Below are 26,794 nucleotides of genomic sequence, written 5' to 3'. Positions count from 1 at the left end.
GACTCAAAAAACGGCCGGGCATGTGACAACTGCCCTGCCGACCTGACTCAGGGGACGTTATGTCACTCGAACCCTTCATCGATTCGAAACCGTTCACGTTCGGGGTCGAACTCGAAATGCAGATCGTGAATACGCACGATTATGATCTGACCAAAGCCGGTACGGATCTGCTGCGTCTCATCAAGGACGAAAAGATTCCCGGCAACATCACGCCGGAAATCACCGAAAGCATGATCGAGTTGTCGACCGACATTTGCACGACACACGAGCAGGCCGTCACCGACTTGCGCAAGATTCGCGACACGCTGGTGTCGGCGGCCGATCACCTGAACGTCGGCTTGTGCGGCGGCGGCACGCACGCATTCCAGCAATGGAGCGAGCGGCAGATCGTCGATACGCCGCGCTTTCAGTATATTTCCGAGCTATACGGCTATCTTGCGAAGCAGTTCACGGTGTTCGGCCAGCACGTACACATCGGTTGCCCGAATCCGGACAGCGCGCTCTATCTGCTGCATTCGATGTCGCGCTTCATTCCGCATTTCATCGCGCTGTCCGCGTCGTCGCCGTTCGTGCAGGGCGTCGACACCGGTTTTCATTCGGCACGACTGAATTCCGTGTTCGCGTTTCCGTTGTCGGGCCGCGCGCCGTTCGTGCTGACGTGGGACAGCTTCGAGGAATACTTCTCGAAGATGGTCCAGACCGGCGTGGTCAACAGCATGAAGGACTTTTACTGGGACATCCGGCCGAAGCCGGGTTTCGGCACGATCGAAGTTCGCGTGATGGACACGCCGTTTTCGGTGGACCGCGCCGCGGCGATTGCGTGCTACATCCAGACGCTGGCCCGGCACCTGTTGCTGGACAAGCCGATCACGCCCAAGGAAGACGACTATCTCGTCTACACGTTCAATCGCTTCGAAGCATGCCGATTCGGTCTGGCCGGCACCTGCATCAATCCGCAAACGGGCGAACGCAAGACGATTTCCGAGGACATCCTCGAAACGCTCCAACTGATCGCGCCGCATGCCGAGGCGCTGGGGTCGGGCAACGCGCTTGCCGAAATCGGGGCGATTGCTCGCGGGCAGATGAACGATGCGACGTGGCTGCGCAGTGTTTTCGCGCAGGAAAAGTCCTTGCACGAAGCTGTACGGCAGCAGTGTCTGCAGTGGCGAGCCTAGTCGTGGACGGCGTTGCATAGGTGAAACCTTGAGGAAACCCGCTTCGAGCGGGTTTTTTTTCGTAATGAAAATTTCCAGGTCGCAGGCCTTCAGGTTTTTCTAAAGTTTACGTATACAAAGGTAGTAGTTAACAAGCATTGCATCAGCCTGTGGACAACTGAATAATTCCCTGCAAAGTCAACATGCTGCGTAAACTACAATCAGACTGGCTAGCGGGGCGCCGGAAGCGGTAAACGAGAATAGGTTCGAGACCGCCCGGCACGGTCTGAATGCTTATCAAGAGTCGCTGCACACGCTGTCCACTTGTTTTACCGTGGTTATCCACAGAGCGCGTTGGATAAGTTAGCTGTACGATTTGCCGCTCTCGCATAGAATGTCGTTTTCACCGGCTTGGGCTTGCAAGGCGGTAAATTTTTGAGATAGTAGAAACGGTTTCGTCCGCGGTTGACGAAGCTACCCCACACAGGCTACGGGCGAGGTCGGCAAGCAGTTCACCGGCATCGCGCGAATGCTGTCAATAAACGAATCGAAGACTATGAGCGAAGGCGTATACGGAGAACAGGCGACGGGACGAGTGACCCACAGCCTATTGCGATTGAGCACGGCGATGCGAAGCCAGGCCTGGGAATGGGCTGAAGGCGCGGGCCTCACGCCGACTCAGGGCGAAATCCTGGTCTTGTTGATGCAGCGTAAGGGCCCAATGCGCCTTGGCGAAATCGCCCGTGAAACGGCCTTGACCGCCGCGACCACCAGCGACGCGGTCAGCACGCTCGAGAGCAAAGGCCTGGTCGAAAAGCGCCGTGCGCTGGACGACGGCCGCGCCCTCGCGGTCCGCCTGACGGCGCGTGGCCGCACGGCTGCGAAGCGCGCGGCGCAATGGCCGGACTTTCTGGCCAAGGCAGTCGGCGCGTTGCGCGACGACGAGCAGGCCGTCTTCTATCGCACGTTGCTCAAGACCGTGCATCAGCTCGAAGCACAAGGCAACATTCCGCCGCACCGCATGTGCCTGAGCTGCACGCACTTCGAGCCGAGCAAGAATCCGAAGAAGACGCCGCATCACTGCGCGTTGCTCGACATGAACATGTCGGACACGGATCTGCGTCTGGATTGCTCGGTGCACGAAACCGCCGACGTCGCCACCCAGAAGAAGACCTGGAAGATCTTCGCCCAGTAAGGCGGCCTCTTTCGGGACAATCCGCTACACTGCCCGGGCCGGCTTCGACGGGCGGCCTGGGCCGCCGCCGGCGAACTGGCCGGCGCCGCGTAGCGGCAAGTCTTTAGTCAACCTGAAGATGGGGCAGGGCGATGAATCGCGAAGTACTGGCCGTTCGTCATGTGCACTTCGAGGATCTGGGCAGTCTTGAGATGGTGCTCGGCGAGCGCGGGTGCCCGGTCCGCTATCTCGATGTGGGCTTTGCCCGTGTCAACGCGCCGAACCCGCTCACCGCGTCGCTGATGGTGGTGCTCGGCGGCCCGATCTGCGCAACCGACGACGCGCTTTACCCAACCCTCGTGCCGCTGCTGTCGCTGATCGAGAAACGCATTGCAGCTGGTTTGCCGACGCTCGGTATCTGCCTGGGCGCGCAATTGATCGCGCGTGTACTCGGCGCGCGGGTCTATCCTTCAGGCCATACGGAAATCGGTTGGACGCCGCTTGCCTTGACCGATGCCGGCCGCGCTTCGCCGCTGCGTCATCTGGACGGCGCGCATACGTCGATGATGCATTGGCACGGTGACACATTCGATTTGCCCGACAACGCGACGCGCCTCGCGTCGACGCCAGCCTGCGAGAACCAGGCGTTCGCCTGGGGCAATCATGTGCTGGGCTTGCAATGTCATCCTGAGATTCGCACCGACCGGTTCGAGCCCTGGCTGATCGGCAATGCGGGCGAGCTTGCCATGCAGGGTATCGACGCGCGCCGGTTGCGCGCCGAGACCGCGCAATTCGGTCCCGCACTCGAAGCCGCCGCACGCCGGATGTTTGGCGAATGGCTCGATCAGGTCGAGGCCCGCTGCTGACCCGGTGGTTCATGCAGTAAACCGCCCGCGGTGCTATGCTCAATCGCTCTCGGGCTTCTACTGGGCGTAATCCATGAGCGCGCTTTTTTCTCCGCTCACGCTGCGTAGCGTGACGCTTCCCAATCGTATCGTCGTGTCCCCGATGTGCCAGTATTCCGCCGAACGTGGCGAGGCGACGGCGTGGCACATGATCCACCTCGGCAGTCTCGCGTTGTCAGGCGCCGGCATGTTGTTCATCGAGGCGACGTCGGTCGAGCCGGATGGCCGCATCACGCCGGGGGATCTCGGTCTGTGGGACGACGTCACCGAAGCCGCGCTCGTGCCGGTGCTGGCCGCGATCCGCAAACATTCTCATATCAACGTGACGATGCAGTTGGCGCACGCAGGGCGCAAGGCGTCGAGCCATGTGCCGTGGGAAGGAGGCCAGCTGATTCCCGTATCGCAAGGCGGCTGGCTGCCGCATGCGCCGTCCGCGTTGCCGCACAAGGCTGGCGAAGAGCCGCCTCTCGCGCTCGATTTGGCCGGACTGAACCGCATTCGCGAAGCGTTCGCAGCATCGGCGCGGCGCGCGGCGCGCCTCGGCATCGACGCATTGGAAGTGCACGCGGCGCATGGTTATCTGCTGCATCAATTCCTCTCGCCAATCGCCAATCAACGCGACGACGACTACGGCGGTTCGCTCGAAAACCGCATGCGCTTTCCGCTCGAGATCTTCGACATCGTGCGCGCCGCATTCCCAGCCGACAAGCCGGTCGGGGTGCGGGTCTCCGCGACCGACTGGGTCGAAGGCGGCTGGTCGCTCGACGACACGATTGCCTTCGCGCACGAATTGGAAAAGCGCGGTTGCGACTGGATCGACGTCTCGTCGGGTGGCGTGTCGCCGTTGCAAAAGATTCCGCTGGAGCCGGGCTACCAGATTCCGTTCGCGAAGGCGGTCAAGCACGCCACGGGTCTCACGACTATCGGCGTCGGCCTGATCACCGACCCGCTGCACGCCGAGCAACTGATCGAAGCGGGCGACGCCGATCTGATCGCACTGGCTCGCGCGTTGCTGTACAACCCGCGTTGGCCGTGGCACGCAGCAGCGCAACTGGGCGCGACGGTCGAAGCGCCGCCGCAGTATTGGCGTTCGCAACCGCGCGAACAGAAAGCGCTGTTTGGCGATATTTCGTTTGGACAACGGTAAAGCCAGCCACGCGCGTTGTGCAACGTGTCTTTTTGACGGTTGAACGAAGCTGTCTTGAACGTGTAGGATGCCGGATGTGGCGCGTGAGCGTCGCAAGTCGACGCGGCGCTCGCAGGGCGCCGCGTTTGCTATCCGCTTCAGAAAACGAGCAGCGCGTCAGACGCGGGCGTCTCAGGCGGCTGCCGGACTTCATCCCCAGTTCTTCACAAGGATTCATTCAATGAGTTCACGCAGGATCGCCGTGCGTCGTTCGGGTGTGCACGGCAAAGGCGTGTTTGCCCTCGAACCGATTGCGGCCGGCGAGCGGCTAATCGAATACAAGGGCGAACGGATCTCTTGGAAAGAAGCATTGCGCCGTCATCCGCACAATCCGGCCGAACCGAATCACACGTTCTATTTTGCACTCGACAGCGGCAAGGTGATCGACGGCAAAGTGGACGGCAACAGCGCGCGCTGGATCAATCATTCTTGCGCGCCGAACTGCGAAGCGGAAGAAATCGACGGTCACGTGTACGTGCACGCGCTGCGCGACATTGCAGAAGGCGAGGAGATCTTTTACGACTACGGCCTCGTGATCGACGCGCGTCAGACCAAGAAGCTCAAGAAGGAATACGAATGCCGCTGCGGCGCGCGCAAGTGCCGTGGCACGATGCTGGCTCCGCCGGAGAGAGAGAAGGGCGCGGGCAAATCCGTCAAGGCGGCAAAGAAGGCGAAGAAGAAATGAACCACGGGCTGCGCGAGCCGCTCACGTCAGTGAACTCGCCGCAGCCCGTTGAGCAGCTAGACAGTCACATGTCCACCGGCGCCGAGTGCGCCGATTTTTTTGCCGGCCGGGATGGTTCGGCAGTCGGCGGGTTGCTCTGAACGTCGATCGGCACGAGCGGAATACGCACGATGAAACGTGCGCCGCCTTCGGGCGCATCTTCGTAATGCACGCTGCCGTGATGCAGGACCATGATGTCGTGGACGATCGCGAGACCGAGACCGGCGCCGGTATCCACACCTGCTTCGCTCTGGCCGTCGCCGCGGAAGAAGCGCTTGAACAGGTCCGTTTGCTGTGCGTGCGGCACGCCGGGCCCATTGTCTTCGACCACGATCTCGGCCATGCGCAGTTCGTCGATCACTGTTTGTGAAACCGTCACCGTGATGCGGCCGCCATCGAGGCGCGAAGGCGGCACATACTTGAGCGCGTTATCCAGCAGATTGGCGAGCACTTCGTGCAGCAGCACCGGATTGCCGCGCGCGATCAACGGATGATCGTTGGATGGATCGTCGAGGCGCTGGAAGCCGAGGTCGACATGGAACGTCAACGCGCGCGGCACCCACTCCGCGCCGGTATCGAACGCGAGCGCAGACATATCCACGTTGACGAAGCGGGCCGCCTGTTCGCTCGGCTCCGCGCGCGCCAGCGACAGCAGTTGATTCGACAGCCGCACAGCGCGGTCGGCCGCAGCGCGCAGTTCCCGCACGGCGGTCAGCGTTTGCTGCGGATCGCGCGCGACGGCCGCCTGCTCCGCGTGCAACTTCACAGCCGTCAGCGGCGTGCGCAACTGATGCGCGGCGTCGGCGATGAACTTGCGCTGCCCGTCAAGCGCGGTTTTCAGGCGATCGAGCAACGCGTTCAGCGCGCCCGTCAGCGGACGGATTTCCACCGGCACATAGGTTTCGTCTACTGGTTCGAGCGAGGTATGGGTCTGCCGGTTAAGCGAATCCGCAAGATCGGTCAGCGGATTGAGCTGCTGATTCACAACACGCCACACGATCACCCAACCCGCGAGCAGCAGCAACAGCAGCGGCATCATGATCGCGATCAGAAACTCGGCGGCAATGCGAAACCGGTGATGCACCGGCTGACCCACTTCGACGACGATCGGATTGCCGGTCGGCTGATCGACGCGCACCTGCGCGACACGCACCGTCACGCCTTCATGCTGCGTTTCGAACACGTACGCGTAGTGCATGCGGCGCACGCTGGTGCCTTGCAACGGCAGGTTGTGGTCGCCGGCGATTTCGGTCTCGCCGTTGCTGATCCGGTAGACGAGCTGTTCGACCGGATCGGAGAACATGGCTTGAGCTAGCGGCGGCACGGTGATCGGCGCGTCCGGGCCGGCAATCTGGATCTGTTTGGAGATGGCCGTGGCGAGGTCGGCGAGCGAGCGGTCGACGACGTGCTGCGTGTACTGCCACGCCAGCCAGTAAGCGATCAGGCCGCTCATCAGAGCGAGCAGCGAAAGGGGTGCAGCGAGGCGCCGCAGCAGCGTGCGGCGCAGACTATTGGCGGCCGGCTGGGGCATGATCGAACGCGCGGGAAAAAGGCAACGGCGCGGGGCGCCGTGAAATGCGCCGGATGCCGGCGAACTGCGCATCGAGTGCGCGGCGCCGGCCCGGCGCCGTCAGGCCGCGACGAAGTCCGCGGCCTTCACGACGATTATGCGGCTTGGCGGATTTCCTGCAACAGGTAACCAAAGCCGCGCACCGTGACGATTTCGACACGGCAGTTCTCGAGCTTTTTCCGCACCCGGTGCACGTAGACTTCGATCGCGGTGTCGCCGAGATCGCCGCCGAAATGCGTCAGGTGGTCTTGCAGTTGCGCCTTGCTGACCACTCGGCCGTGACGCAGCAGCAGCATTTCGAGTACCGCGAATTCACGCGGCGACAGTTCGAGCGGCTTGTCGTCGTTGAAGATGCGGCGATCGACGCCCGACAGACGCACACCGCCGAGCGACACTTCCGGACGCGGCATGTCGCCGTGCGGACCGCTGCGGCGCATCACTGCGCGGATGCGCGCTTCGAGTTCGGCGGGTTCGAACGGCTTCAGCATGTAGTCGTCGGCGCCGGAATTCAGGCCCTGAACGCGGTCGTTCAATTCGTCGCGCGCGGTGAGAATGATCACCGGCGTGTGGCGATTGCTTTGACGGAAGCGCGAGAGCAGCGTCATGCCGTCGATGCCGGGCAGCCCCAGGTCGAGAATCACCAGCTCGTGACGGTTTTGCGTAAGGGCCTGTTCGGCGAAAATGCCGTCGTGGACCATGTCGACGGTGAAGCCGGCTTGTTCGAGACTGCTTTGGATGCCGCGTGCGATGGGGCGGTCATCTTCGATCAGAAGGAGTCGCATGGATTTCGCTCAAGTACAATGGGTTTAGGCGTTTGGGCAAGCGGTTCGCCGGAGCGCCTGCTGCACACACAGCGTGCGGCGTGGCCGTGCCGGACGGCGGGTACGTGCCACGAAGCAGCCACCGAGCCGCCTTGAAGCGCCCTCCGAGCGATCACGAAGTCATGTCCGAAATATCCATTCACGAACTGGAAGCCGCGATCAACTTCTGGCGCGCCCGCTCACCTTCGAGCGGCGACGAACTCGTTCTGTGCAAGGAGGCAAGCGCGCTCTCCAAGCCGTATGCGCTGCTGATTGTACAGCGTCAGCAGACGCTATCACCGGATCGTTTGGACGAGACGGCGAGGCAAGCCTGGGAATCTTACGTGCGCCTTAATAATAGCCTGTAGAACTGAAGGTTTGCGCGAACGATTGCCTGCATTGCCCTTTCATTGAGGGGCGATTGTGCAGCGCACATGAGATAAACGTGCGCGGAACGCAATGGATTTTTTGTATTACGCCGTAATACTGTCGATGAACGAGGCCAGTCTAATGTCGCGCTCGGTTACGCCATCGGCCTCGTGCGTGGACAGCGTAATCTCCACTCTGTTGTAAACGTTGAACCATTCTGGGTGGTGATCCATTTCCTGCGCCTTGATCGCCACGCGCGTCATGAAGCCGAATGCTTCGTTGAAATCGGCGAACTGGAACGCGCGCTGGATCGCGTCGCGGTCCGTTACGGCTTGCCAGCCGTTCAGTTGGGCGACCTGTTTGGCGCGCTCTTCGGAAGTCAGTTTCTGAATCATTGCGTTACCTCGTCGATCGATACAGGCGCGCCAGTGGCGTGCGCCGTCACTATTTTTTCACGGATGACGCGAGCCCGCTGCCGGGGCTGCTGCGCTACTGTGGTCGGCGTTTTCGTCCTCAGACGTCGCCGTCGTTTTGCCAGCCTTCCCGCGAACCGCGCGTGATGACGCAATCGCTGTCGACCACATCGCCAGCCATGAACGCGGGTTCGGCGGCGAGCCGCGTCAGCAGCGGCGCGAAATCGGTCTGCGCGACGCTGAACAGCTGCGCGAAGTCGTCGATCACGAAGTAGGTTTTCTGGAACGTGTCGATGCGGTAACGCGTGCGCATCACGCGTTCAAGGTTGAAGCCGAGCCGGTTCGGCGCCGCGCTTTGCTGGCTGTACAGCGTTTCGCCCTTGCTCGACACGATGCCCGCGCCGTAGATCTTCACGCCGTTCGGACTCGCGTCGTCGCGGATCAGGCCGAACTCGACTGTGTACCAATAAAGTCGCGCGAGCAGCGGCAGCGCGCCAGCGTCGTTGGCTGCGAGCGCGGCGCGGCCGTACGCGTGCATGTAATCGGCGAACACCGGGTTGATCAGCAACGGGACGTGACCGAACAGGTCGTGAAAGCAGTCGGGCTCCTGCAGATAATCGAGCTGGTCCGGGCGGCGCATCCACCACGTGACGGGAAAGCGCCGGTTCGCGAGATGCTCGAAGAACACGTGGTCCGGCACGAGGCCCGGTACTGCAACGATTTGCCAGCCGGTGGCCGGCGTCAGCTTCGCGTTGACTTCATTGAACGAAGGCACGCGGTCGGCCGGCATGCCGATGCTTTCGATACCCGCCAGAAACTCGTCGCAGACGCGACCCTCGAGCAGCGCGGTCTGACGTGCGTAAAGCTGTTGCCAGACCGCGTGATCGACCGCGCCGTATCGTTCGATCGGTTGGTCGATGGTGAAATCGACGCGGGTTTGGAGGCCGGCGTCGAATTGCTCTTTGAGCCGGGCGGTATTGGCGGTGCTGGCGGTGGACATGGGATGCTGCGCTCTGCGGTGCTTGCAAGTGGAATGGATGATGCAAGTGTAGAGCGGCAAGCGCGCGGGAGGGGCGCAATAATGGCGTTGTATGGCAGTCGTATGCAATAATCGTGCATCAGATAGCCATTCAATGCGGACCATCGACATGTTGGAACTCGATCACTTCGATCTCGCGCTGCTGGACGTGCTGCAGCGCTTCGGCCGGGCCACCCATCAGCAACTGGCCGAGCAGGTGCCGCTGTCGCCGTCGCAGATCGGACGGCGCTTGCAGCGGCTGGAACAGGTAGGCGTGGTGGACGGTTATCGTGTCGTGCTGCGCCCGGAAAAGCTCGGGCTCGGCGTCACCGCTTTTACGAGTTTGAAGTTAAAGCACCATGGCGATTCGATCATCGAGCAATTCCAGCAACAGATCGATGTGTTGCCCGAAGTGCTCGAGTGTCATGCGGTGGTGGGCGATGCCGATTACCTGCTGCGCATCGTCGCGCCCGATCTGAACTATCTGTCGACCTTCGTAATGAAGAAGCTGATGCGCGTGCCTGGCGTGGATAGCGTGCGCTCGAACATCGTACTCACCACGTTCAAGCGCAATGGGCCGTTGCCGCTCGGCCACCTCTCGCCGGGGGCGGCCGCCGGCTGAGGCGGCCATGTGGGTCGTGATCGTAATTGCGATCGTGGCTGCGTGAGCGTCGGCGCAGCCGGCGTGGCGGGAAATTTAGGCCACGAGCTTCGGCTCGCTTTCCGGACTGAGCAGATCGACGTAGGCCACCGCGACCAGATCTGATTCCTCAACCCCGAGGCGCTTGAACATCGCGTGGGCTTCGGCGTGGCCGCCTGCTTCGTCGTCGTCTTGAGCGAGCACCACTTCGAGTTCGACAAAGTCGCCCAGACCGTCGACCCGGTCCAGGTGAATCCGCGTGCGCCCGGTCAGATACACATGCCGTTCCTTGCTGACGATGCCGCGCGTGGTCAGCGCCGTGGCGAGCAGGGCATGCATCGCTTCGGGATTGGTCACCGGGCTGCGCGTGTAGTACGACGCCTTCGGGCCGTCGCGGTCGTCGCGCTGGTAGAAGATCAGTTCGGCAGGCGTGCCGTCGTCGAACTGGCGCAGTTTCAGACGGCCGCGCGGCACGTCGTAGAAAAAGTCCTGCTGGCGAAAGATCAACGGTGCGTCCGGCGCGAGCTGCGCCGCGCGCTCGCGCAGTTGCTCGAAATGCTGAGCGCGGGCTTTGATTTCGATGTTGCGTGCCATGTCAGGCTCCTGTCGAAGGATGGAGTGATCGGCAGCGTCCGGTCATGCCGGGGCGAAGCTGCCGGGAAGGACAGAGTCAAAGCGGAACAGAAAGCGATGCGGGGCCGGCTTGTCAGCGCGAATCGCCAATCTAACAAAAACCGCGTGATGGCGTCGTTGCGGGTGCAGGGGTGCGTGCGGGGATTGCGAAAGGGCTCGCTATGGCGGCTAACGAATGCCCGGCTGCAAGCGGTTACCATCAAGATCGCGTCGCGCATGTTTGGCATTAGCGCGGCTCATATCGCAGCGGCGCCCACGCTGCCCGCAGTGCCTGAAACGCTCGCGGGCTTGCGCTCATGTCCGCGTTCAGGTCGCCCATTGCTGTTCGATCAGCTTCAACGCCGCGGCAATGGCCGGTTCGTCCTTGCGTTCTTCAAGCGTGACGAAACTGAGCTGAGTTGGCACCGTGATCCCCTCGACGATGGTCAGCGCGTGTGCATGCGCTTCGGCGATCGCAGTGGCGTCGCGCGCGAGCGTCAGGCCGACGCCCGATTTCACCAGATCGAGCATCGACGGCTCCTGATCCACTTCGGCGACCTTGACCGGTTTCACGCCGGCTTCGTCGAAACAGCGCGACAACAGCCGGTTGTGCGCGGACGCGGGCGGCGTCCAGATCCACGGCAATGCGGCGAGCGAACGCCAGTCGCGCGCACCTTTGACGCGATCTTTCCAGCCAGCCGGCGCCAGCACGCGATACTGGAAGTGGGTGAGGGTGACCGCGTGGAAGATGGCGCCGTCGCGCGTATCGTCATCGGACGGCAGGCCGATGTAATAGCCGACATCCAGCTCGCCCGCGCGAATCTGCGCCAGCACCCAGCCCGACATACCGTGCCGTAAGGCCGTTTCGATGTGTGGCCAGGTCTCGACCAGCTGTTTGAGAAAGCCGCCCAGACGCAGAAACGCCGGGTCGAGAATCGTGCCGATCCGCAAGCGTCCGCGCACCTCGTGACGCAGCGACTGCGCGGCTCGCTGCACATCGGCCGCCGCGCCCAGCGCGCGTTCGGCGTGGGGCAGCAGCGCCTGGCCGTCGCGCGTGAGCGAGAGCCCATGCGAAGTCCGCGTAAACAGCGTCACGCCGAGCGTCTCCTGCAAATGCTTGATTTGCAGGCTGACGGCGGGTTGGGTCAGGTGTAGGTGCACCGCAGCACGCGTGAGGTTGCCCTCCCGCGCGACGGTGACGAAAGCTCGGAGCAGAATCAGGTCCATAGTCTGATATTAGCGCGGCTTATAGCGCAGTTGAGCATTACTCATTGGATTTGTCGCCTCGAAGCGCTTTACGCTGGGCGTTCATCACGCCAGCAGCGAGCCTTGCGCGCCTAGCGGTGGACTTCACAGGAAGAGGACGGACATGAGCGAGACACTTCAGAACGAGAGCCTGCGCAGCGCGACCAGCGCACGTGCGCTAACCCATTTCATCAATGGCAAGATTCTCGATGGCACGAGCGGGCGCTTTGGCGACGTCTTCAATCCGGCGCTCGGCAGCGTGAGCGCACGCGTGCCGCTGGCGAGTGTCGCCGAGGTGGACGCGGCGGTCGCCGCCGCCCGGGCCGCTTTTCCCGCATGGAGCGAAACCGCGCCGCTCAAGCGGGCGCGCGTGCTGTTCAAGTTCAAGGAATTGCTCGACCGTCACCACGACGAACTGGCGGAACTGATCACGCGCGAGCACGGCAAGGTGTTCTCGGACGCGAAGGGCGAGGTGATGCGCGGCATCGAGATCGTCGAGTTCGCGTGCGGCATTCCGAATCTGTTGAAGACCGACTTCACCGATCAGATCGGCGGCGGCATCGACAACTGGAATCTGCGCCAGCCGCTCGGCGTGGTCGCCGGCATTACGCCTTTCAACTTCCCGATGATGGTGCCGTGCTGGATGTTCCCCGTCGCGATCGCGTGCGGCAATACGTTCGTTTTGAAGCCGTCGGAGCGCGATCCGTCTGCGTCGAACCGGCTCGCCGAATTGCTGAAGGAAGCGGGCTTGCCCGACGGCGTGTTCAACGTCGTGCACGGCGACAAGGTGGCGGTCGACGCGCTGCTCGTGCATCCCGAAGTGAGCGCGTTGTCGTTTGTCGGTTCGACGCCGATCGCCGAGTACATCTACACGGAAGGCACGAAGCACGGCAAGCGCGTGCAGGCGCTGGGCGGGGCGAAGAATCATCTGGTGGTGATGCCGGACGCCGATCTCGATCAGGCCGTCGATGCGCTGATCGGCGCCGCATACGGTTCGGCGGGCGAGCGGTGCATGGCGATTTCAGTGGCGGTCGCGGTAGGACATATCGCCGATGAACTGATCGAACGGCTGACACCACGCGTGCAGAGTTTGAAGATCCTCAACGGCATGGAGTCCGCGGCCGAGATGGGCCCGTTGGTCACGGCGACGCATCGCGAGAAAGTGGTCGGGTATATCGACGCCGGTATCGCGGCAGGCGCGAAGCTGGTGGTCGATGGACGCGGTCATCAGGTCGCCGGTCACGAGAAGGGTTTCTTTCTCGGCGGCACACTGTTCGATGACGTGTCGACCGACATGAAGATCTACCGCGAAGAGATTTTTGGACCGGTGTTGTGCGTCGTGCGTGTGCCGGATTTCGCGTCGGCTGTCGAACTCATCAACGCTAACCAGCTCGCCAACGGGGTGTCGTTGTTCACGTCCGACGGCGGCGTTGCGCGGGCTTTTTCGCGACAGATCGAGATCGGCATGGTGGGGATCAACGTGCCGATTCCGGTGCCGATGGCGTGGCACTCGTTCGGCGGATGGAAGAAGTCGTTATTCGGCGACCATCACGCGTATGGCGAGGAAGGTGTGCGGTTCTACACGCGCTACAAGAGCATCATGCAGCGCTGGCCCGACAGCATCGCGAAGGGCGCCGAATTCACGATGCCGGTCGCCAAATAGTCCGGTTCGGTTGCCGCGCAGAAAATAAATAGGCAGAGCGCCGCGGCCGCACGGAACCATGCGGCTCGCGGAAAAAAGCTTAGGAGACTGAAGCATGAGCCAAACCGAAAGCACACCGGTGGCCGAGCGTCGGCTGGAAGGCGAATTCGACTACATCATTGTCGGCGCGGGCACGGCGGGTTGCGTGCTCGCCAACCGGCTGACCGAAGATCCGGACGTCCACGTGCTGCTGCTGGAAGCAGGTGGCAAAGACGATTACCACTGGATTCACGTGCCGGTCGGCTACCTGTATTGCATCGGCAATCCGCGTACGGACTGGCTCTATAAGACGCAGCCTGAAGCGGGGCTCAACGGACGCGCGCTGTCGTATCCACGCGGCCGCGTGTTGGGCGGCAGTTCTTCGATCAACGGCATGATCTATATGCGCGGCCAGCGCGAGGATTACGACGAATGGGCCCGTGTAACCAACGATCCATCGTGGTCATGGAACGCGGTGCTGCCGGTCTTCAAACGCAGCGAAGACCATCACGCCGGCGCGAACGAATCGCACGGCGCGGGTGGCCCGTGGCGCGTCGAAAAACAACGGCTGAAATGGAAGATTCTCGAAGAGTTTTCGAAAGCTGCGCAGCAGAACGGCATCCCCGCTACGGATGACTTCAATCGCGGCGACAACACCGGCGTCGGCTACTTCGACGTCAATCAGAAACGCGGGATTCGCTGGAATGCGTCGAAAGCGTTCTTGCGCCCCGCACTCAAGCGTCCGAATCTGACGGTCATCACCGGCGCGCACACGCAGCGCGTCGTGTTCGAAGGACGCCGCTGCAGCGGTGTCGAATATCGCGGCGACAACGTCGACTATCTCGCCAAAGCCCGCTGCGAAGTCATCCTCAGTTCGGGGGCGGTCAACTCGCCGCAACTGCTCGAATTGTCCGGTATCGGCAACGGCACACGGCTGCAAAATCTGGGTATCGAGGTCGTCGAGGATCTGCGTGGCGTCGGCGAAAATCTGCAAGACCATTTGCAGTTGCGCATGGCTTATAAAGTCGATGGCGTGCGCACGCTCAATACGGCTTCCGCGCATTGGTGGGGCAAGCTGATGATCGGCGTGCAATACGCGCTGTTGCAAAGCGGCCCGATGTCGATGTCGCCGTCGCAACTCGGTGCGTTCGCCAAGTCCGATCCCGACGATCGCTCGCTCACGCGTCCGGACCTCGAATATCACGTGCAACCGCTCTCGCTCGATCGCTTCGGCGAACCGCTGCACCGGTTCAATGCGTTCACGGCGTCGGTGTGTCAGTTGCGTCCTACTTCGCGCGGCAGCATCCACATCGGGTCGGCTGACGCGTCGGCGCCACCGTTGATCGCACCGAACTATCTGTCCACCGATTACGACCGGCACGTCGCCGCCAACGCGTTGCGTCTTACTCGCCGCATCGCCATGGCACCGGCGCTCGCGCGCTATCGGCCGCAAGAGATTCTGCCGGGCATTCAGTATCAATCTGAAGAAGAACTGCAACAGGCCGCGGGCCTCGTCGGCACGACCATCTTTCATCCGGTCGGTACGTGCCGCATGGGCATGACCAACGACCCGGCTGCGGTGGTCGACAATCGGCTACGAGTTATCGGAGTCGACGGGCTGCGCGTGGTTGACGCGTCCGTGATGCCAAACATCACGTCGGGTAACACCAACTCGCCAACGCTGATGATCGCCGAGCGTGCGAGCGACATGATCCGTGAAGATCGCCGTGCGCGCGTGAGCGGCAGCGTCGCTGCGCAGACCAGCGCGGCCCCTTCCATGTCCGCTGTGTGACAGAAAAGCGGAAGGGCACGTAGGCACGAAGGCAGACAGCCAGCCGCGTGAGACACCGTCCATGTTTTACCGAATGGGTGCCTCGCGCGCGTCCATCGAGCCTGGACAGACATGATCCACTAAGTGCAAATCCCAATGAATGCGCTGCATCATTGGGGTGACAATGGCAGCCATGCTGCGTGCCGCGCCATGGATCACCGTCCGGATTGGTGCAGCACGCAAACGAGCGGCCAGGGGTGCCGCCGTCAATAAAGTCGCGCGGAGCTTCGCGCGAAAAGATCGTAATGCTTCGCCTTACTCCGTATGGAAGGGAACATGATTCTCGGCGATACGATTCTCGAAACGCGCGGACTGACCCGTGAGTTCAAAGGCTTCATCGCCGTGAGCGGTGTGAACCTGCGCGTGCGCCGTGGCTCGATCCACGCGCTGATCGGGCCCAATGGGGCAGGCAAGACCACCTGCTTCAATCTGCTCACCAAGTTTCTCGAACCGACTGCGGGTCAGATCGTGTTCAACGGCGTCGACATCACGAACGAACGGCCGGCGCAGATTGCGCGTCGCGGCATCATCCGTTCGTTTCAGATCTCCGCTGTATTTCCGCATCTGACAGCATTGCAGAACGTGCGCATCGGCTTGCAACGTTCGCTCGGCACCGCGTTTCACTTCTGGAAGAGCGAGCGCACGCTGCGCCAACTCGACGACCGCGCAATGGACCTGCTCACCCAGGTCGGATTGACCGATTTCGCGGATGTGCTGACGGTCGAACTTTCATATGGCCGCAAACGCGCGCTTGAAATTGCTACCACGCTCGCGATGGAACCGGAGCTGATGCTGCTCGACGAGCCGACGCAAGGCATGGGCCACGAAGACGTCGACCGCGTGACGGCGCTGATCAAAAAAGTATCGAGCGGTCGCACGATTCTGATGGTCGAGCACAACATGAACGTGATCGCGGGCATCTCCGACACGATCACCGTGCTGCAACGAGGCGAAGTGCTCGCCGAAGGCAGCTACGCCGAAGTGTCGAAGAATCCCCTCGTGATGCAAGCCTACATGGGCAGCGCCGACGCAGCGCTCGCCGGAGCCCACGCATGAATACGATTGTCGAGGGCGAAGGCCTCGAAGTGAGCGGTACGAGCGGCGGCGCACCCGCGCTGGAGATCGCGGGCCTGCAGGCCTGGTACGGGGAATCCCACATTCTGCATGGCGTCGATCTGACCGTGAACCGCGGCGAAGTGGTCACGCTGCTCGGCCGCAACGGCGCGGGGCGTACCACCACGCTGCGCGCGATCATGGGCCTGACGGGGCGGCGCACCGGCTCGATCCGCATCGGCGGACGCGAAACGATCAACCTGCCCACGCATCGCATCGCGCATTGCGGCATCGGTTATTGCCCGGAAGAGCGCGGAATTTTTTCGAGCCTCTCGTGTGAGGAAAATCTGCTGCTGCCGCCGCCCATCGGCGACAAGGCGCACATGATGTCGCTCGAGGAAATCTATTCGATGTTTCCGAATCTGCAAGAGCGCCGCGCGAGTCAAGGCACGCGGCTCTCGGGCGGCGAGCAGCAGATGCTGGCGGTCGCGCGGATTCTGCGCACCGGCGCGAGCTTGCTGCTGCTCGACGAAATCTCGGAAGGACTGGCGCCGGTGATCGTGCAGGCGCTCGCCCGCATGATCATCACGCTGAAGGCCCGCGGCTACACGGTCGTGATGGTCGAACAGAATTTCCGCTTTGCCGCGCCGCTTGCCGACCGCTTCTACGTCATGGAGCACGGCACGATCGTCGAGCACTTCGAGGCGAACGAACTCGAAGCCAAGATGCCGGTCCTGCACGACTTACTGGGCGTCTAAACCCGCGCCCGATTGCCTCTGATAATCACAAGCGAAGAAACCAGGAGACACGAATGAAAAAGAACCCACTCGCGCGGCTTGCCTCACTTTGTTTCGCGGTTGCGGCGGGGGCCGCGATCACGATGGGCAGCGCGCAAGCGGCCGACGATGCGGTGAAGATCGGCTTCATCACCGATCTTTCGGGGCTGTATGCGGATATCGACGGCCCGGGCGGCCTCGAAGCGATCCGCATGGCGATCGCCGATTTCGGCGGCAAGGTCAACGGTAAGCCGGTCACGCTGGTCTACGCGGATCACCAGAACAAGGCGGACATCGCGGCGTCGCGCGCACGCGAATGGTTCGACCGTGACGGCGTCGACATGCTGGTCGGCGGCACGAACTCGGCGACGGGTTTGGCGATGAATACGGTGGCGGGCGAAAAGCACAAGGTCTACATCAGCATCGGCGCAGGCGCGGACACGCTGACCAATGAGCAGTGCACCCCGTACACGATCCACTATGCGTACGACACGACCGCGCTCGCCAAAGGCACCGGTTCGGCGGTGACCAAGCAGGGCGGCAAGACGTGGTACTTCCTGACGGCTGACTATGCGTTCGGCAAGGCGCTCGAAAAGAACACCTCGGACGTGGTGAAAGCGAACGGTGGCCAGGTGCTGGGCGTGGTGCGTCATCCGCTATCCGCGTCCGACTTCTCGTCGTTCCTGCTGCAGGCGCAGTCGTCGAAGGCGCAGATTCTGGGCCTCGCCAACGCCGGCGGCGACACGATCAACTCGATCAAGGCCGCCAAGGAATTCGGCATCAACAAGACGATGAAGATTGCCGCGCTGCTGGTGTTCATCAACGATATCCACAGCCTGGGTCTGGAGACCACGCAAGGCCTCGTGTTGACGGACAGCTGGTACTGGAACAAGGACGCCGACACGCGCAAATGGGCGCAGCGCTATTTCGAAAAGACCAAGAAGATGCCGTCGAGCCTGCAAGCCGCGGACTATTCGGCGACCATGAACTACCTGAAAGCCGTGCAGGCGGTCGGCTCGACCGACGCCGACAAGGTGATGGCGCAGCTGAAGAAGACCAAGATCGACGACTTCTATGCGAAGGGCTACATCCGTCAGGACGGCAGCATGATCCACGACATGTATCTGATGCAGGTGAAGACACCGGCCGAATCCAAAGAGCCGTGGGACTACTACAAGATCACGGCGACGATCCCGGGCGAGCAGGCGTTCACGACCAAGGCGGAAACGCGTTGCGCACTGTGGAAATAAGCGCGGGTTGAGGGTTTCTCGAGGGCGTCTGGCTGTCGATGCGTCGCCGCACAGGTTGGCAATTGTGCGGCGCCGGCCGGCAGGCGGACGGCAAACGTTTTCAGATGCCGCGCGCGAAGGGCGTCGTTGCTGCCTGTCGCGCGCCGGCCGGGTCGTGCGTGAACGATCTCACCTTGGCAATGGCTTCAGGGGTTAAGGGCTTCAATGGATATCTTTGGCGTTCCGCTTCCGGCAATGCTGAGCCAGCTGCTGCTGGGGCTCGTGAACGGCTCGTTCTACGCGATTCTGAGTCTCGGGCTGGCGGTGATCTTCGGCTTGCTCAACGTGATCAACTTCGCGCACGGCGCGTTGTTCATGCTCGGTGCAATGCTCGCGTGGATGGGGCTGTCGTATTTCGGCCTGCCATATTGGGTGATGCTGGTATTGGCGCCGCTGATCGTGGGGCTGTTCGGCATCGCGATCGAACGCTCGATGCTGCGCTGGCTGTACAAGCTCGATCACCTGTATGGGCTGCTGCTGACCTTCGGGCTGACGCTCGTCGTCGAAGGCGTGTTCCGCTCGATCTACGGTTCGTCCGGCCAGCCGTATGACGTGCCGTCGGCGCTGTCCGGCGCGACCAATCTGGGCTTCATGTTCCTGCCGAATTATCGCGCCTGGGTGGTCGTCGCATCGCTGGTGGTGTGCTTCGCGACGTGGTTCGTGATCGAGAAGACGCGCCTCGGCGCTTATCTGCGCGCGGGCACCGAGAATCCGAAACTGGTCGAAGCGTTCGGCGTCAACGTGCCGCTGATGATCACGCTGACCTACGGCTTCGGCGTCGCCCTGGCGGCGTTTGCCGGCGTGCTGGCCGCACCGGTCATTCAGGTCTCGCCGCTGATGGGCCAGCCGATGATCATCACCGTGTTCGCGGTGGTCGTGATCGGCGGGATGGGTTCGATCATGGGCTCGATTCTCACCGGCCTCATGCTCGGCGTAATCGAAGGGCTGACACGCGTGTTTTATCCGGAAGCTTCGGCGACCGTCGTCTTCGTGATCATGGCGCTCGTGTTGCTGGTGCGGCCGGCAGGTCTCTTCGGCAAGGAAAAATGATGCAGAGAAAAGTGCTCTACGGTCTGCTGCTGATCGCGCTCATTGCGGTGCCCGTGCTCGGTATCTATCCGCTCTTCGTGATGAAGGTGCTGTGCTTCGCGCTGTTCGCGGCGGCATTCAATCTGTTGATCGGCTATACCGGCTTGCTGTCGTTCGGTCACGCGATGTTCCTCGCATCGGCCGGCTATGTCACCGGCTATGCGATCCAGACGCTTGGCTTTTCGCCGGAACTCGGCGTGATTGCCGGCACCGCGGTGGCAACCTTGCTGGGGCTGGTCGTCGGGTTCTTCGCGATTCGCCGCCAGGGGATCTACTTCGCGATGGTGACGCTGGCGCTCGCGCAAATGGTCTACTTCGTGTTCCTGCAGGCGCCGTTCACGCACGGTGAGGACGGCCTGCAAGGCGTGCCGCGCGGCAAGCTGTTCGGGTTGCTGGATCTGTCGTCGGATGTGGCGTTGTACTTTGTCGTGCTGGCAGTGATGGTGTTGGCGTTCCTGCTGATCGTGCGGATCGTGCATTCGCCGTTCGGGCAGGTGCTGGTTGCGATCAAGGAAAACGAGCCGCGTGCGGTATCGCTTGGCTACGACACGGATCGCTTCAAACTGCTCGCATTCATTCTGTCGGCGGGACTTGCCGGGCTCGCGGGCTCGCTCAAGGTGCTGGTGCAGGGCTTCGAGACGTTGGGCGACGCGTACTGGACCATGTCCGGTCTGGTGATCCTGATGACGCTCGTCGGCGGCATGGGCACGCTGTTCGGACCTTTGCTGGGCGCTGCGTTGATCGTCGCGCTGGAAGACCGGCTCGGCGATATCGGCGGGGCGCTCGCGGCGACGACAGGCATCGACTGGTTTCGCTCGCTGGGCGAGTCGGTGACGATCGTGACGGGCGTGATCTTCATTGCTTGCGTGCTGGCGTTCCGGCGCGGCATCGTCGGCGAGATCGTCGCGCGGGTGCGGCCGCTGCGGGCTTGACCCCTTGGCGACGCGCAATGATCTGCATAATTGATTCGGCGTCCGATATAATTCGCAGCATTTTGAAGGCGGCTGCTCAAGTGAATGACGGCATCCGGGACGTAGCAACAGCCGCCGGTAAAAGCGTCCAGAACGCGCCCCATTTCGGTGTCGCACTGCACCACTAGGGTAATTGCTAGTTGTAGTCAGGGGGGTGCTCGTTTAATCTTCATGCAGTTCTGATGCACCACGAATTTTGCAGGTGGAGAACGAGGAGACAATGAGGCACTCAGTGCCCAGACGAAAGCGCTGTTGGATTGATATCCAACAGCGCTTTTTATTTGTACTTTCATAAAGCGTCAATCCCTCCTTTCGCTAATTCGGCCGCTTTTTTTTATTCACGGACCGCTCACGATCCGGCTCGGCTCAACCCTGCAAATTGCTTGCGGCGCGGGGCTTTCGTCCGCTAAACTCTTTATTCACCGACCACTGGGTTGGTATTTAAATCCGCGGATTTAAATTCAATTGAATAACGGGGTAGATAGAGGAGCGGGATGAAGTCGGCATTGCGTTGGATTAGCGCGGCACTGGTCGCCACCGGAGTATCCGCAACATGGAGCGGTCATGCATTCGCGGACGTGAAAATCGGCGTCACGGTGTCGGCAACGGGGCCGGCCGCATCGCTTGGCATTCCGGAAAAGAACACGATCGCGCTGCTGCCTAAAGAAGTGGCGGGCCAGAAAATCGACTATATCGTGCTCGACGATGCCACCGACTCGACCCAGGCGGTCAAGAACGTCCGCAAGCTCACTAGCGAAGACCACGTTGACGCGTTGATCGGCTCGACCGTGGTGCCGAACTCGCTCGCTATGATCGACGTCGCCGCCGAAAGCACCACGCCGATGATCTCGATGGCTGCCGCGGCGAGCATCGTCGAGCCGATGGACGCGAAGCGCGCATGGGTCTTCAAGACGCCGCAAAACGACATCCTGATGGCCACCGCGATCGCACAGCACATGGCCAATCATGGCGTGAAGACGGTCGCGTTCATCGGCTTTTCGGACGCATACGGCGAGAGCTGGTTCAAGGAATTCGGCAAGGCCGCCGATCTCGCGAAGATCAAGATCGTCGCGAACGAACGCTTCGCGCGCAACGACGCATCGGTCACGGGCCAGGTGCTGAAGATGATGTCGCAGAACCCGGATGCGGTGCTGATCGCGGGTGCGGGCACGCCGGCCGCGTTGCCGCAGAAAACGCTCAAGGAGCGTGGCTTCAAGGGCAAGTACTATCAGACGCACGGCGTCGCGAATAACGACTTCCTGCGCGTGTGCGGCAAGGATTGCGAAGGCACTTATTTGCCGGCTGGCCCGCTGCTGGTTGCCGATCAACTGCCCGATTCGAATCCGGTGAAGAAGACCGCGCTCGCGTACAAGCATGCGTACGAAACCGCGTACGGCGCGGGCTCGGTGTCGACCTTCGGCGGTCACGCATGGGACGCCGGCTTGCTGTTGCAACGCGCGATTCCGCTCGCGCTGAAGAAGGGCCAGCCGGGCACACCCGCGTTCCGTGACGCGCTGCGTGCAGCATTGGAAAACACTAAAGACATGCCCGCGTCGCACGGCATCTTCAACATGAGCGCGAACGACCATGCTGGCCTCGACCAGCGGGCGCGCGTGATGGTGGAGATCATCGGCGGCAAGTGGAAGCTGTCCGGCGACTGAGCGAAGGCGAAGCGATACGGGACCTCATCGAAAAAGACGCGTGCAGTTGACGCGTCTTTTTTATTGCCCGCATCACGTGAAAAAGTGTGGTTTCGTCGCTTCAGGACAAACCCGCATTTGATTTGCGGTCTATTGACCGTCAATGATGCAAAACGCAATACTACTAACATGTTAGTGGTTTGCTGGCCTGAGTTTGCAGCGGCGAAGTAGGGCCACTCATGCCACTCGTCGTGGGAAATCGCAGCAGTTGCAGAAGTGGTGAGCAGGGGAGTGGCATCCAACAAAACGGCGAAGGTCTTTGCGTCGAGCAGGGAAAACCATGCTTGGCATGCCTGAACCCTTATAACTAGATTCGGACACCCGGCCCGTAAGCCGGATCATAGATACGCGTTTCAAAGCGTTTGGAGACTCGCAATGAAGAACACTAGGCAATGGGTACGCACCGGCATCGCAATGGCGTTGATGTGCGGTGCGGGCGCGGCGTTCGCGCAGGTGAAAATCGGCGTGACGTTGTCGACGACGGGACCCGCTGCATCGCTCGGGATTCCTGAGAAGAACACGATTGCACTGCTGCCGAAAGAGATCGGCGGCAAGACCGTGCAGTACATCGTGCTCGACGACGCATCGGATACCGGCAAGGCAGTGCAAAACACGCGCAAGCTGATCGACGAAGACCACGTCGACGCGATCATCGGTTCAACCGTCACGCCGAATTCGCTCGCGATGCTCGACGCCGCCGCCGAAGGCAAGACGCCGGTGATCTCGCTGGCGGCATCGGCCGCAATCATCTCTCCGATGGACGGCAAGCGCGCATGGGCCTTCAAACCGCCGCAGAACGACAGCCTGATGGCTGACGCGATCGCCGACTACATGGCGCATCACGGCGTGAAAACGGTTGGCTTCATCGGCTTCGCGGATGCGTACGGCGACGGCTGGAACAACGTCTTCACCGCCGCGGCCGCCGCGCACAATCTGAAGATCGTTTCGAGCGAACGCTTTAACCGCACCGACGCCTCGGTGACCGGCCAGGTGCTCAAGACGATGGGCGCGAACCCCGACGCGGTGCTGATCGCGGGCGCGGGCACGCCGTCGGCGCTGCCGGCCAAGACGCTCAAGGAGCGCGGCTACAAGGGCAAGGTCTATCAGACGCATGGCGTCGCGAATAACGACTTCCTGCGTGTGTGCGGCAAGGATTGCGAAGGCGAATTCCTGCCGGCTGGTCCGATCCTTGTCGCGGACCAATTGCCCGAATCGAATCCGGTGAAGAAGTCGTCGGAAGCGTACAAGGCGGCGTATGAGAAGGCGTATGGCGCGGGTTCGGTGGCGACCTTCGGCGGTCACGCGTGGGATGCCGGCCAGATGCTGCAAACCGCGATTCCGGTCGCTCTGAAGACCGCTCAGCCGGGCACCGAGGCATTCCGCGTGGCACTGCGCGGCGCGCTCGAAAGCATCAAGGAACTGCCGGTGTCGCACGGCATCATGAACACCACCGCGACCGACCACAACGGCCTCGACAAGCGCGCACGCGTGATCGTGCAGATCGTCGACGGTAAGTGGAAGCTGCAGAACGACTAAAGATAAAAAGCGATACGCGCCTCTCGCGCAATCCGCGGCGCATGACGCCGCATTGCCATTCTGTTTGATGACAATGGCAACGACCGCCGCGCCGTGTTCCGGCGCGGCGGTCGCCTTTTCAGGCATTGCAGGTCGGTGGACGGCCGCGAATTCCGCCGCCACGACCGTTTCCCGGTTTTCGATTTCGACGCTTCAGGACGAGGAAGTATGGATCTATCAATTGCGGCGATCCTCGCGCAGGACGGCATCACCACCGGCGCGATCTACGCGCTGCTCGCGCTCGCGCTAGTGCTGGTGTTCTCCGTGACGCGGGTGATCTTCATCCCGCAGGGGGAGTTTGTTTCGTACGGCGCGTTGACGCTCGCCGCACTGCAGACACAGAAATTTCCGGCCACCTGCTGGCTGCTGATGGCGATGGGAGCGGCGTGCTTCGTCGTGGAAGGGGCGGGGCTGGTGCGGCATCCTGAACGGCGGCGACACGCGGCGCGTACGCTCGTCATGCTGGTGGGGAAATACCTGCTGTTTCCGATCGCGGTTTACGCGCTCACGCGGGGCGTGTTCCTACAACCGCTGCCGATGGTCGCGCAAATCGCGCTGACGCTTCTGATCGTGATTCCGATGGGACCGTTCGTCTACCGGCTTGCGTATGAGCCGATCGCAGAGGCGACCACGCTGCTGCTCTTGATCGTGGCGGTGGCGGTGCACTTCGCGATGGTCGGGCTGGGGCTCGTTATGTTCGGCGCCGAAGGCTCACGCACGACCGCGTTCTCAGATGCGACGTTCAACCTTGGCAGCCTGTCGATCTCCGGGCAAAGCCTGTGGGTGGTCGGCACCGCGGTCGTGTTGATCGGCGCGCTGTATCTGTACTTCGACCGCTCGATCTCGGGCAAGGCCTTGCGCGCGACCTCGGTGAACCGGCTCGGCGCGCGGCTCGTCGGCATCGGCACAACCCAGGCGGGGCGCCTCGCGTTCACGCTGGCTGCGGGGCTCGGTGCGCTGTGCGGCATCCTCGTCGCACCCCTGACCACCATCTACTACGACTCGGGCTTCCTGATCGGTCTGAAGGGCTTCGTGGGGGCGATTATCGGCGGGCTCGTCAGCTATCCGCTGGCGGCTGCGGGCTCGATCCTGGTCGGGCTGCTGGAGTCGTATTCGTCGTTCTGGGCGAGCGCATACAAAGAAGTGATCGTGTTCACGCTCATCATCCCGGTGCTGCTCTGGCGAAGTCTTGCCAGCCCGCACGCCGAAGAGGAAGAGGAGTGACACGATGAAACGGATCATGCAAAACAAGTTCTTCTGGTTGTTCCTCGTGGTGCTGTTCGCGCTGCCGGTGTTGCCGCAGCCGATCCACGTGCCCGAGTACTGGGTCACGCTGCTCAACTACATCGGCCTGTATTCGATCGTCGCGATCGGCCTCGTGCTGCTGACCGGCATCGGCGGGATGACGAGTTTCGGTCAGGCGGCGTTCGTCGGCATCGGCGCGTACGCGACCGCGTATCTGACGACCAAGTACGGCGTCTCGCCGTGGCTCGCGCTGATCGCGGGTGTCGTCGTGACGGCGTTGATCGCGCTGATGCTGGGCCTCGTGACGATGCGTCTGTCGGGGCACTTTCTGCCACTCGGCACGATCGCGTGGGGGCTCGCGCTGTTCTACCTGTTCGGCAATCTTGAAATGCTCGGCAAGTACGACGGCATCAATGGGATTCCGGTGCTGAATGTTTTCGGCATCAACCTGGAGTCGGGTCGTCATATTTACTACCTGATCTGGCTAGTCGTGCTCGGAGCGGTGATTTCTGTTCAAAATCTGCTTAATAGTCGGCCGGGTCGCGCGATTCGGGCGCTGCGCGGCGGCGGCATGATGGCGGAGGCGATGGGCGTGAATACCGCGTGGATGCGCGTCGTCATCTTTGTCTATGCGGCGGTGCTGGCGTCGATCTCAGGGTTCCTGTACGCCCATCTGCAACGCGCGGTGAATCCGACGCCGTTCGGCCTGAATCACGGCATCGAGTTTCTGTTCATGGCGGTGGTGGGGGGCGTGTCGCATGTCTGGGGCGCGGTGCTCGGTGCGGCGATTCTGACGCTGCTGCAGGACTATCTGCAAACGCTGCTGCCGAAGCTGCTGGGCGAGAACGGCAACTTCGAAGTGATCGTATTCGGGATCTTGATGGTGTTGCTGCTGCAATACGCTCGGCAAGGGGTTTGGCCGTTCGTCGCGCGCTTTTTCCCGCGTGGGCCGCGCGCTCATCTGGCCGATCATGCGGAGCCGTTGCCGCAGCGCAGCAAGCCGCAAGCCGGCGAAGATCTTCTGACCGTGAACAAAGCACGCAAGCAGTTCGGCGGGTTGGTCGCGGTGAACGATGTCAGCTTCGAGGTGAAAGCGGGACAAATCATCGGATTGATCGGACCCAACGGCGCCGGCAAGTCGACCACGTTTAATCTTGTCACCGGTGTATTGCAGGCGACCAGCGGCGAGATCACGTTCCGCGGCGAGCGGATCGATTCGCTGAGTTCACGTGAAATCGTCAAGCGCGGGATCGGCCGGACCTTCCAGCACGTCAAACTGCTGCCGGGGATGACAGTGTTGGAGAACGTGGCGATCGGCGCGCATCTGCGCGGACATGCGGGCGTCTGGCGCAGTGTCGCGCGCCTGAATAGCGCGGAGGAAGCGCGTCTGATGGCAGAAGCGGCTCGACAGATTCGCCGTGTCGGGCTCGAACAGCATATGTACGACGAGGCGGGGAGTCTGGCGTTGGGCCAGCAGCGGATTCTCGAAATCGCTCGGGCGTTGTGCTGTGATCCGACGCTATTGCTGCTCGACGAACCGGCAGCCGGTTTGCGCTACCAGGAAAAGCTGCAACTCGCCGACCTGCTGCGCCGTCTGAAGGCCGAAGGCATGAGCGTGCTGCTGGTCGAACACGACATGGATTTCGTGATGAATCTCACCGACCGTCTGGTGGTCATGGAGTTTGGAACACGGATTGCGGAAGGCTTGCCGCTGGACGTTCAGCAAGATCCGGCGGTGCTCGAAGCGTATCTGGGCGGGGTGGAGTGATGGAGA

The 26,794-nt window shown here is 62.0% G+C and carries 24 protein-coding genes; 18 read left to right on the top strand and 6 right to left on the bottom strand.

Translation table 11 applies throughout. The annotated features are described in order from the left end of the window. The first annotated feature begins 59 nt into the window (after positions 1–59). The 5 genes from FVF58_RS11565 (at position 60) to FVF58_RS11545 (ending at position 5,104) form a co-directional block, all read left to right on the top strand. On the top strand, positions 60–1,175 hold the full coding sequence (locus FVF58_RS11565) for a YbdK family carboxylate-amine ligase (protein ID WP_149670037.1): 1,116 nt from the start codon (positions 60–62) through the stop codon (positions 1,173–1,175). A 535-nt stretch (positions 1,176–1,710) separates the two neighbouring features. Next, a complete protein-coding gene (locus tag FVF58_RS11560; protein ID WP_149670036.1) occupies positions 1,711–2,349 on the top strand; it encodes a MarR family winged helix-turn-helix transcriptional regulator in 639 nt (212 codons plus the stop codon). A gap of 131 nt (positions 2,350–2,480) precedes the next feature. After that, positions 2,481–3,194, top strand: a complete 714-nt coding sequence (locus FVF58_RS11555; protein ID WP_149670035.1) for a glutamine amidotransferase — start codon at positions 2,481–2,483, stop codon at positions 3,192–3,194. A gap of 73 nt (positions 3,195–3,267) precedes the next feature. Next, positions 3,268–4,380 (top strand): NADH:flavin oxidoreductase/NADH oxidase, encoded by a 1,113-nt coding sequence (locus FVF58_RS11550; RefSeq protein WP_149670034.1) that lies wholly within the window; start codon positions 3,268–3,270, stop codon positions 4,378–4,380. 220 nt (positions 4,381–4,600) lie between these two features. Then, positions 4,601–5,104 (top strand): SET domain-containing protein, encoded by a 504-nt coding sequence (locus FVF58_RS11545; protein WP_149670033.1) that lies wholly within the window; start codon positions 4,601–4,603, stop codon positions 5,102–5,104. Positions 5,105–5,168: 64 nt separating this feature from the next. On the opposite strand, the gene FVF58_RS11540 is transcribed toward FVF58_RS11545, so the two are convergent. Together FVF58_RS11540 and FVF58_RS11535 are read right to left on the bottom strand one after the other, a co-directional pair. Continuing rightward, a complete protein-coding gene (locus FVF58_RS11540) occupies positions 5,169–6,674 on the bottom strand; it encodes a sensor histidine kinase (RefSeq protein ID WP_149670032.1) in 1,506 nt (501 codons plus the stop codon). Between the two features lie 134 nt (positions 6,675–6,808). After that, positions 6,809–7,495 (bottom strand): response regulator, encoded by a 687-nt coding sequence (locus FVF58_RS11535; RefSeq protein WP_013090980.1) that lies wholly within the window; start codon positions 7,493–7,495, stop codon positions 6,809–6,811. A 161-nt stretch (positions 7,496–7,656) separates the two neighbouring features. On the opposite strand from FVF58_RS11535, the gene FVF58_RS11530 reads away from it, so the two are divergent. Next, on the top strand, positions 7,657–7,881 hold the full coding sequence (locus tag FVF58_RS11530) for a DUF3717 domain-containing protein (protein ID WP_149670031.1): 225 nt from the start codon (positions 7,657–7,659) through the stop codon (positions 7,879–7,881). A gap of 105 nt (positions 7,882–7,986) precedes the next feature. On the opposite strand, the gene FVF58_RS11525 is transcribed toward FVF58_RS11530, so the two are convergent. Both FVF58_RS11525 and phhA read right to left on the bottom strand, forming a co-directional pair. Continuing rightward, positions 7,987–8,277 (bottom strand): 4a-hydroxytetrahydrobiopterin dehydratase, encoded by a 291-nt coding sequence (locus FVF58_RS11525; protein WP_149670030.1) that lies wholly within the window; start codon positions 8,275–8,277, stop codon positions 7,987–7,989. Between the two features lie 118 nt (positions 8,278–8,395). Continuing rightward, positions 8,396–9,295 carry a phenylalanine 4-monooxygenase gene (gene phhA, locus FVF58_RS11520; RefSeq protein ID WP_223191143.1) on the bottom strand — a complete coding sequence of 300 codons (900 nt, stop codon included), beginning with the start codon at positions 9,293–9,295 and terminating at the stop codon, positions 8,396–8,398. Positions 9,296–9,443: 148 nt separating this feature from the next. Here phhA and FVF58_RS11515 point away from each other — a divergent pair, with 148 nt between their 5' ends. After that, positions 9,444–9,935 (top strand): Lrp/AsnC family transcriptional regulator, encoded by a 492-nt coding sequence (locus tag FVF58_RS11515; protein WP_149670028.1) that lies wholly within the window; start codon positions 9,444–9,446, stop codon positions 9,933–9,935. 75 nt (positions 9,936–10,010) lie between these two features. Here the strand turns inward: FVF58_RS11515 and FVF58_RS11510 are convergent, their stop codons facing one another. Beyond that, the gene (locus FVF58_RS11510; RefSeq protein WP_149670027.1) at positions 10,011–10,547 is read right to left on the bottom strand and encodes a class IV adenylate cyclase; all 537 of its coding nucleotides are present in this window, start codon (positions 10,545–10,547) and stop codon (positions 10,011–10,013) included. 345 nt (positions 10,548–10,892) lie between these two features. Beyond that, a complete protein-coding gene (locus tag FVF58_RS11505; RefSeq protein WP_149670026.1) occupies positions 10,893–11,792 on the bottom strand; it encodes a LysR family transcriptional regulator in 900 nt (299 codons plus the stop codon). Between the two features lie 142 nt (positions 11,793–11,934). Between FVF58_RS11505 and FVF58_RS11500 the strand changes: the two genes are divergently transcribed. The 11 genes from FVF58_RS11500 to FVF58_RS11450 all read left to right on the top strand — a co-directional run bounded on the left by FVF58_RS11500 (position 11,935) and on the right by FVF58_RS11450 (position 26,788). Then, on the top strand, positions 11,935–13,473 hold the full coding sequence (locus FVF58_RS11500) for a CoA-acylating methylmalonate-semialdehyde dehydrogenase (RefSeq protein ID WP_149670025.1): 1,539 nt from the start codon (positions 11,935–11,937) through the stop codon (positions 13,471–13,473). 94 nt (positions 13,474–13,567) lie between these two features. Further along, positions 13,568–15,283: a GMC family oxidoreductase gene (locus FVF58_RS11495; RefSeq protein ID WP_149670024.1), complete on the top strand. Its 1,716-nt coding sequence runs from the start codon at positions 13,568–13,570 to the stop codon at positions 15,281–15,283. Between the two features lie 315 nt (positions 15,284–15,598). Then, positions 15,599–16,378 carry an ABC transporter ATP-binding protein gene (locus tag FVF58_RS11490; RefSeq protein ID WP_149670023.1) on the top strand — a complete coding sequence of 260 codons (780 nt, stop codon included), beginning with the start codon at positions 15,599–15,601 and terminating at the stop codon, positions 16,376–16,378. Then, positions 16,375–17,133 carry an ABC transporter ATP-binding protein gene (locus FVF58_RS11485; RefSeq protein ID WP_149670022.1) on the top strand — a complete coding sequence of 253 codons (759 nt, stop codon included), beginning with the start codon at positions 16,375–16,377 and terminating at the stop codon, positions 17,131–17,133. The genes FVF58_RS11490 and FVF58_RS11485 overlap by 4 nt, the downstream gene beginning before the upstream one ends. Positions 17,134–17,186: 53 nt before the next feature. Beyond that, positions 17,187–18,401 carry an ABC transporter substrate-binding protein gene (locus FVF58_RS11480; RefSeq protein WP_149670021.1) on the top strand — a complete coding sequence of 405 codons (1,215 nt, stop codon included), beginning with the start codon at positions 17,187–17,189 and terminating at the stop codon, positions 18,399–18,401. Positions 18,402–18,605: 204 nt separating this feature from the next. Continuing rightward, on the top strand, positions 18,606–19,490 hold the full coding sequence (locus FVF58_RS11475) for a branched-chain amino acid ABC transporter permease (protein ID WP_149670020.1): 885 nt from the start codon (positions 18,606–18,608) through the stop codon (positions 19,488–19,490). Continuing rightward, positions 19,490–20,461, top strand: a complete 972-nt coding sequence (locus FVF58_RS11470) for a branched-chain amino acid ABC transporter permease (RefSeq protein WP_188130792.1) — start codon at positions 19,490–19,492, stop codon at positions 20,459–20,461. Before FVF58_RS11475 ends, FVF58_RS11470 begins: the two co-directional genes overlap by 1 nt. Positions 20,462–20,994: 533 nt before the next feature. Continuing rightward, the gene (locus FVF58_RS11465) at positions 20,995–22,161 is read left to right on the top strand and encodes an ABC transporter substrate-binding protein (RefSeq protein WP_149670018.1); all 1,167 of its coding nucleotides are present in this window, start codon (positions 20,995–20,997) and stop codon (positions 22,159–22,161) included. Between the two features lie 414 nt (positions 22,162–22,575). Continuing rightward, positions 22,576–23,736, top strand: coding sequence for an ABC transporter substrate-binding protein (locus tag FVF58_RS11460; protein ID WP_149670017.1), 1,161 nt, complete (start codon positions 22,576–22,578; stop codon positions 23,734–23,736). Positions 23,737–23,943: 207 nt separating this feature from the next. Next, positions 23,944–24,999 carry a branched-chain amino acid ABC transporter permease gene (locus FVF58_RS11455; RefSeq protein ID WP_149670016.1) on the top strand — a complete coding sequence of 352 codons (1,056 nt, stop codon included), beginning with the start codon at positions 23,944–23,946 and terminating at the stop codon, positions 24,997–24,999. Positions 25,000–25,003: 4 nt separating this feature from the next. Beyond that, a complete protein-coding gene (locus FVF58_RS11450) occupies positions 25,004–26,788 on the top strand; it encodes a branched-chain amino acid ABC transporter ATP-binding protein/permease (protein ID WP_149670015.1) in 1,785 nt (594 codons plus the stop codon). Positions 26,789–26,794: the final 6 nt, after the last annotated feature.

The sequence above is a fragment of the Paraburkholderia panacisoli genome, from assembly GCF_008369935.1.
GTDB lineage: Bacteria > Pseudomonadota > Gammaproteobacteria > Burkholderiales > Burkholderiaceae > Paraburkholderia > Paraburkholderia panacisoli.
The sequence above is the reverse complement of the archived record's forward strand: the minus strand, read 5'-3'. Positions and strand labels throughout refer to the sequence as shown.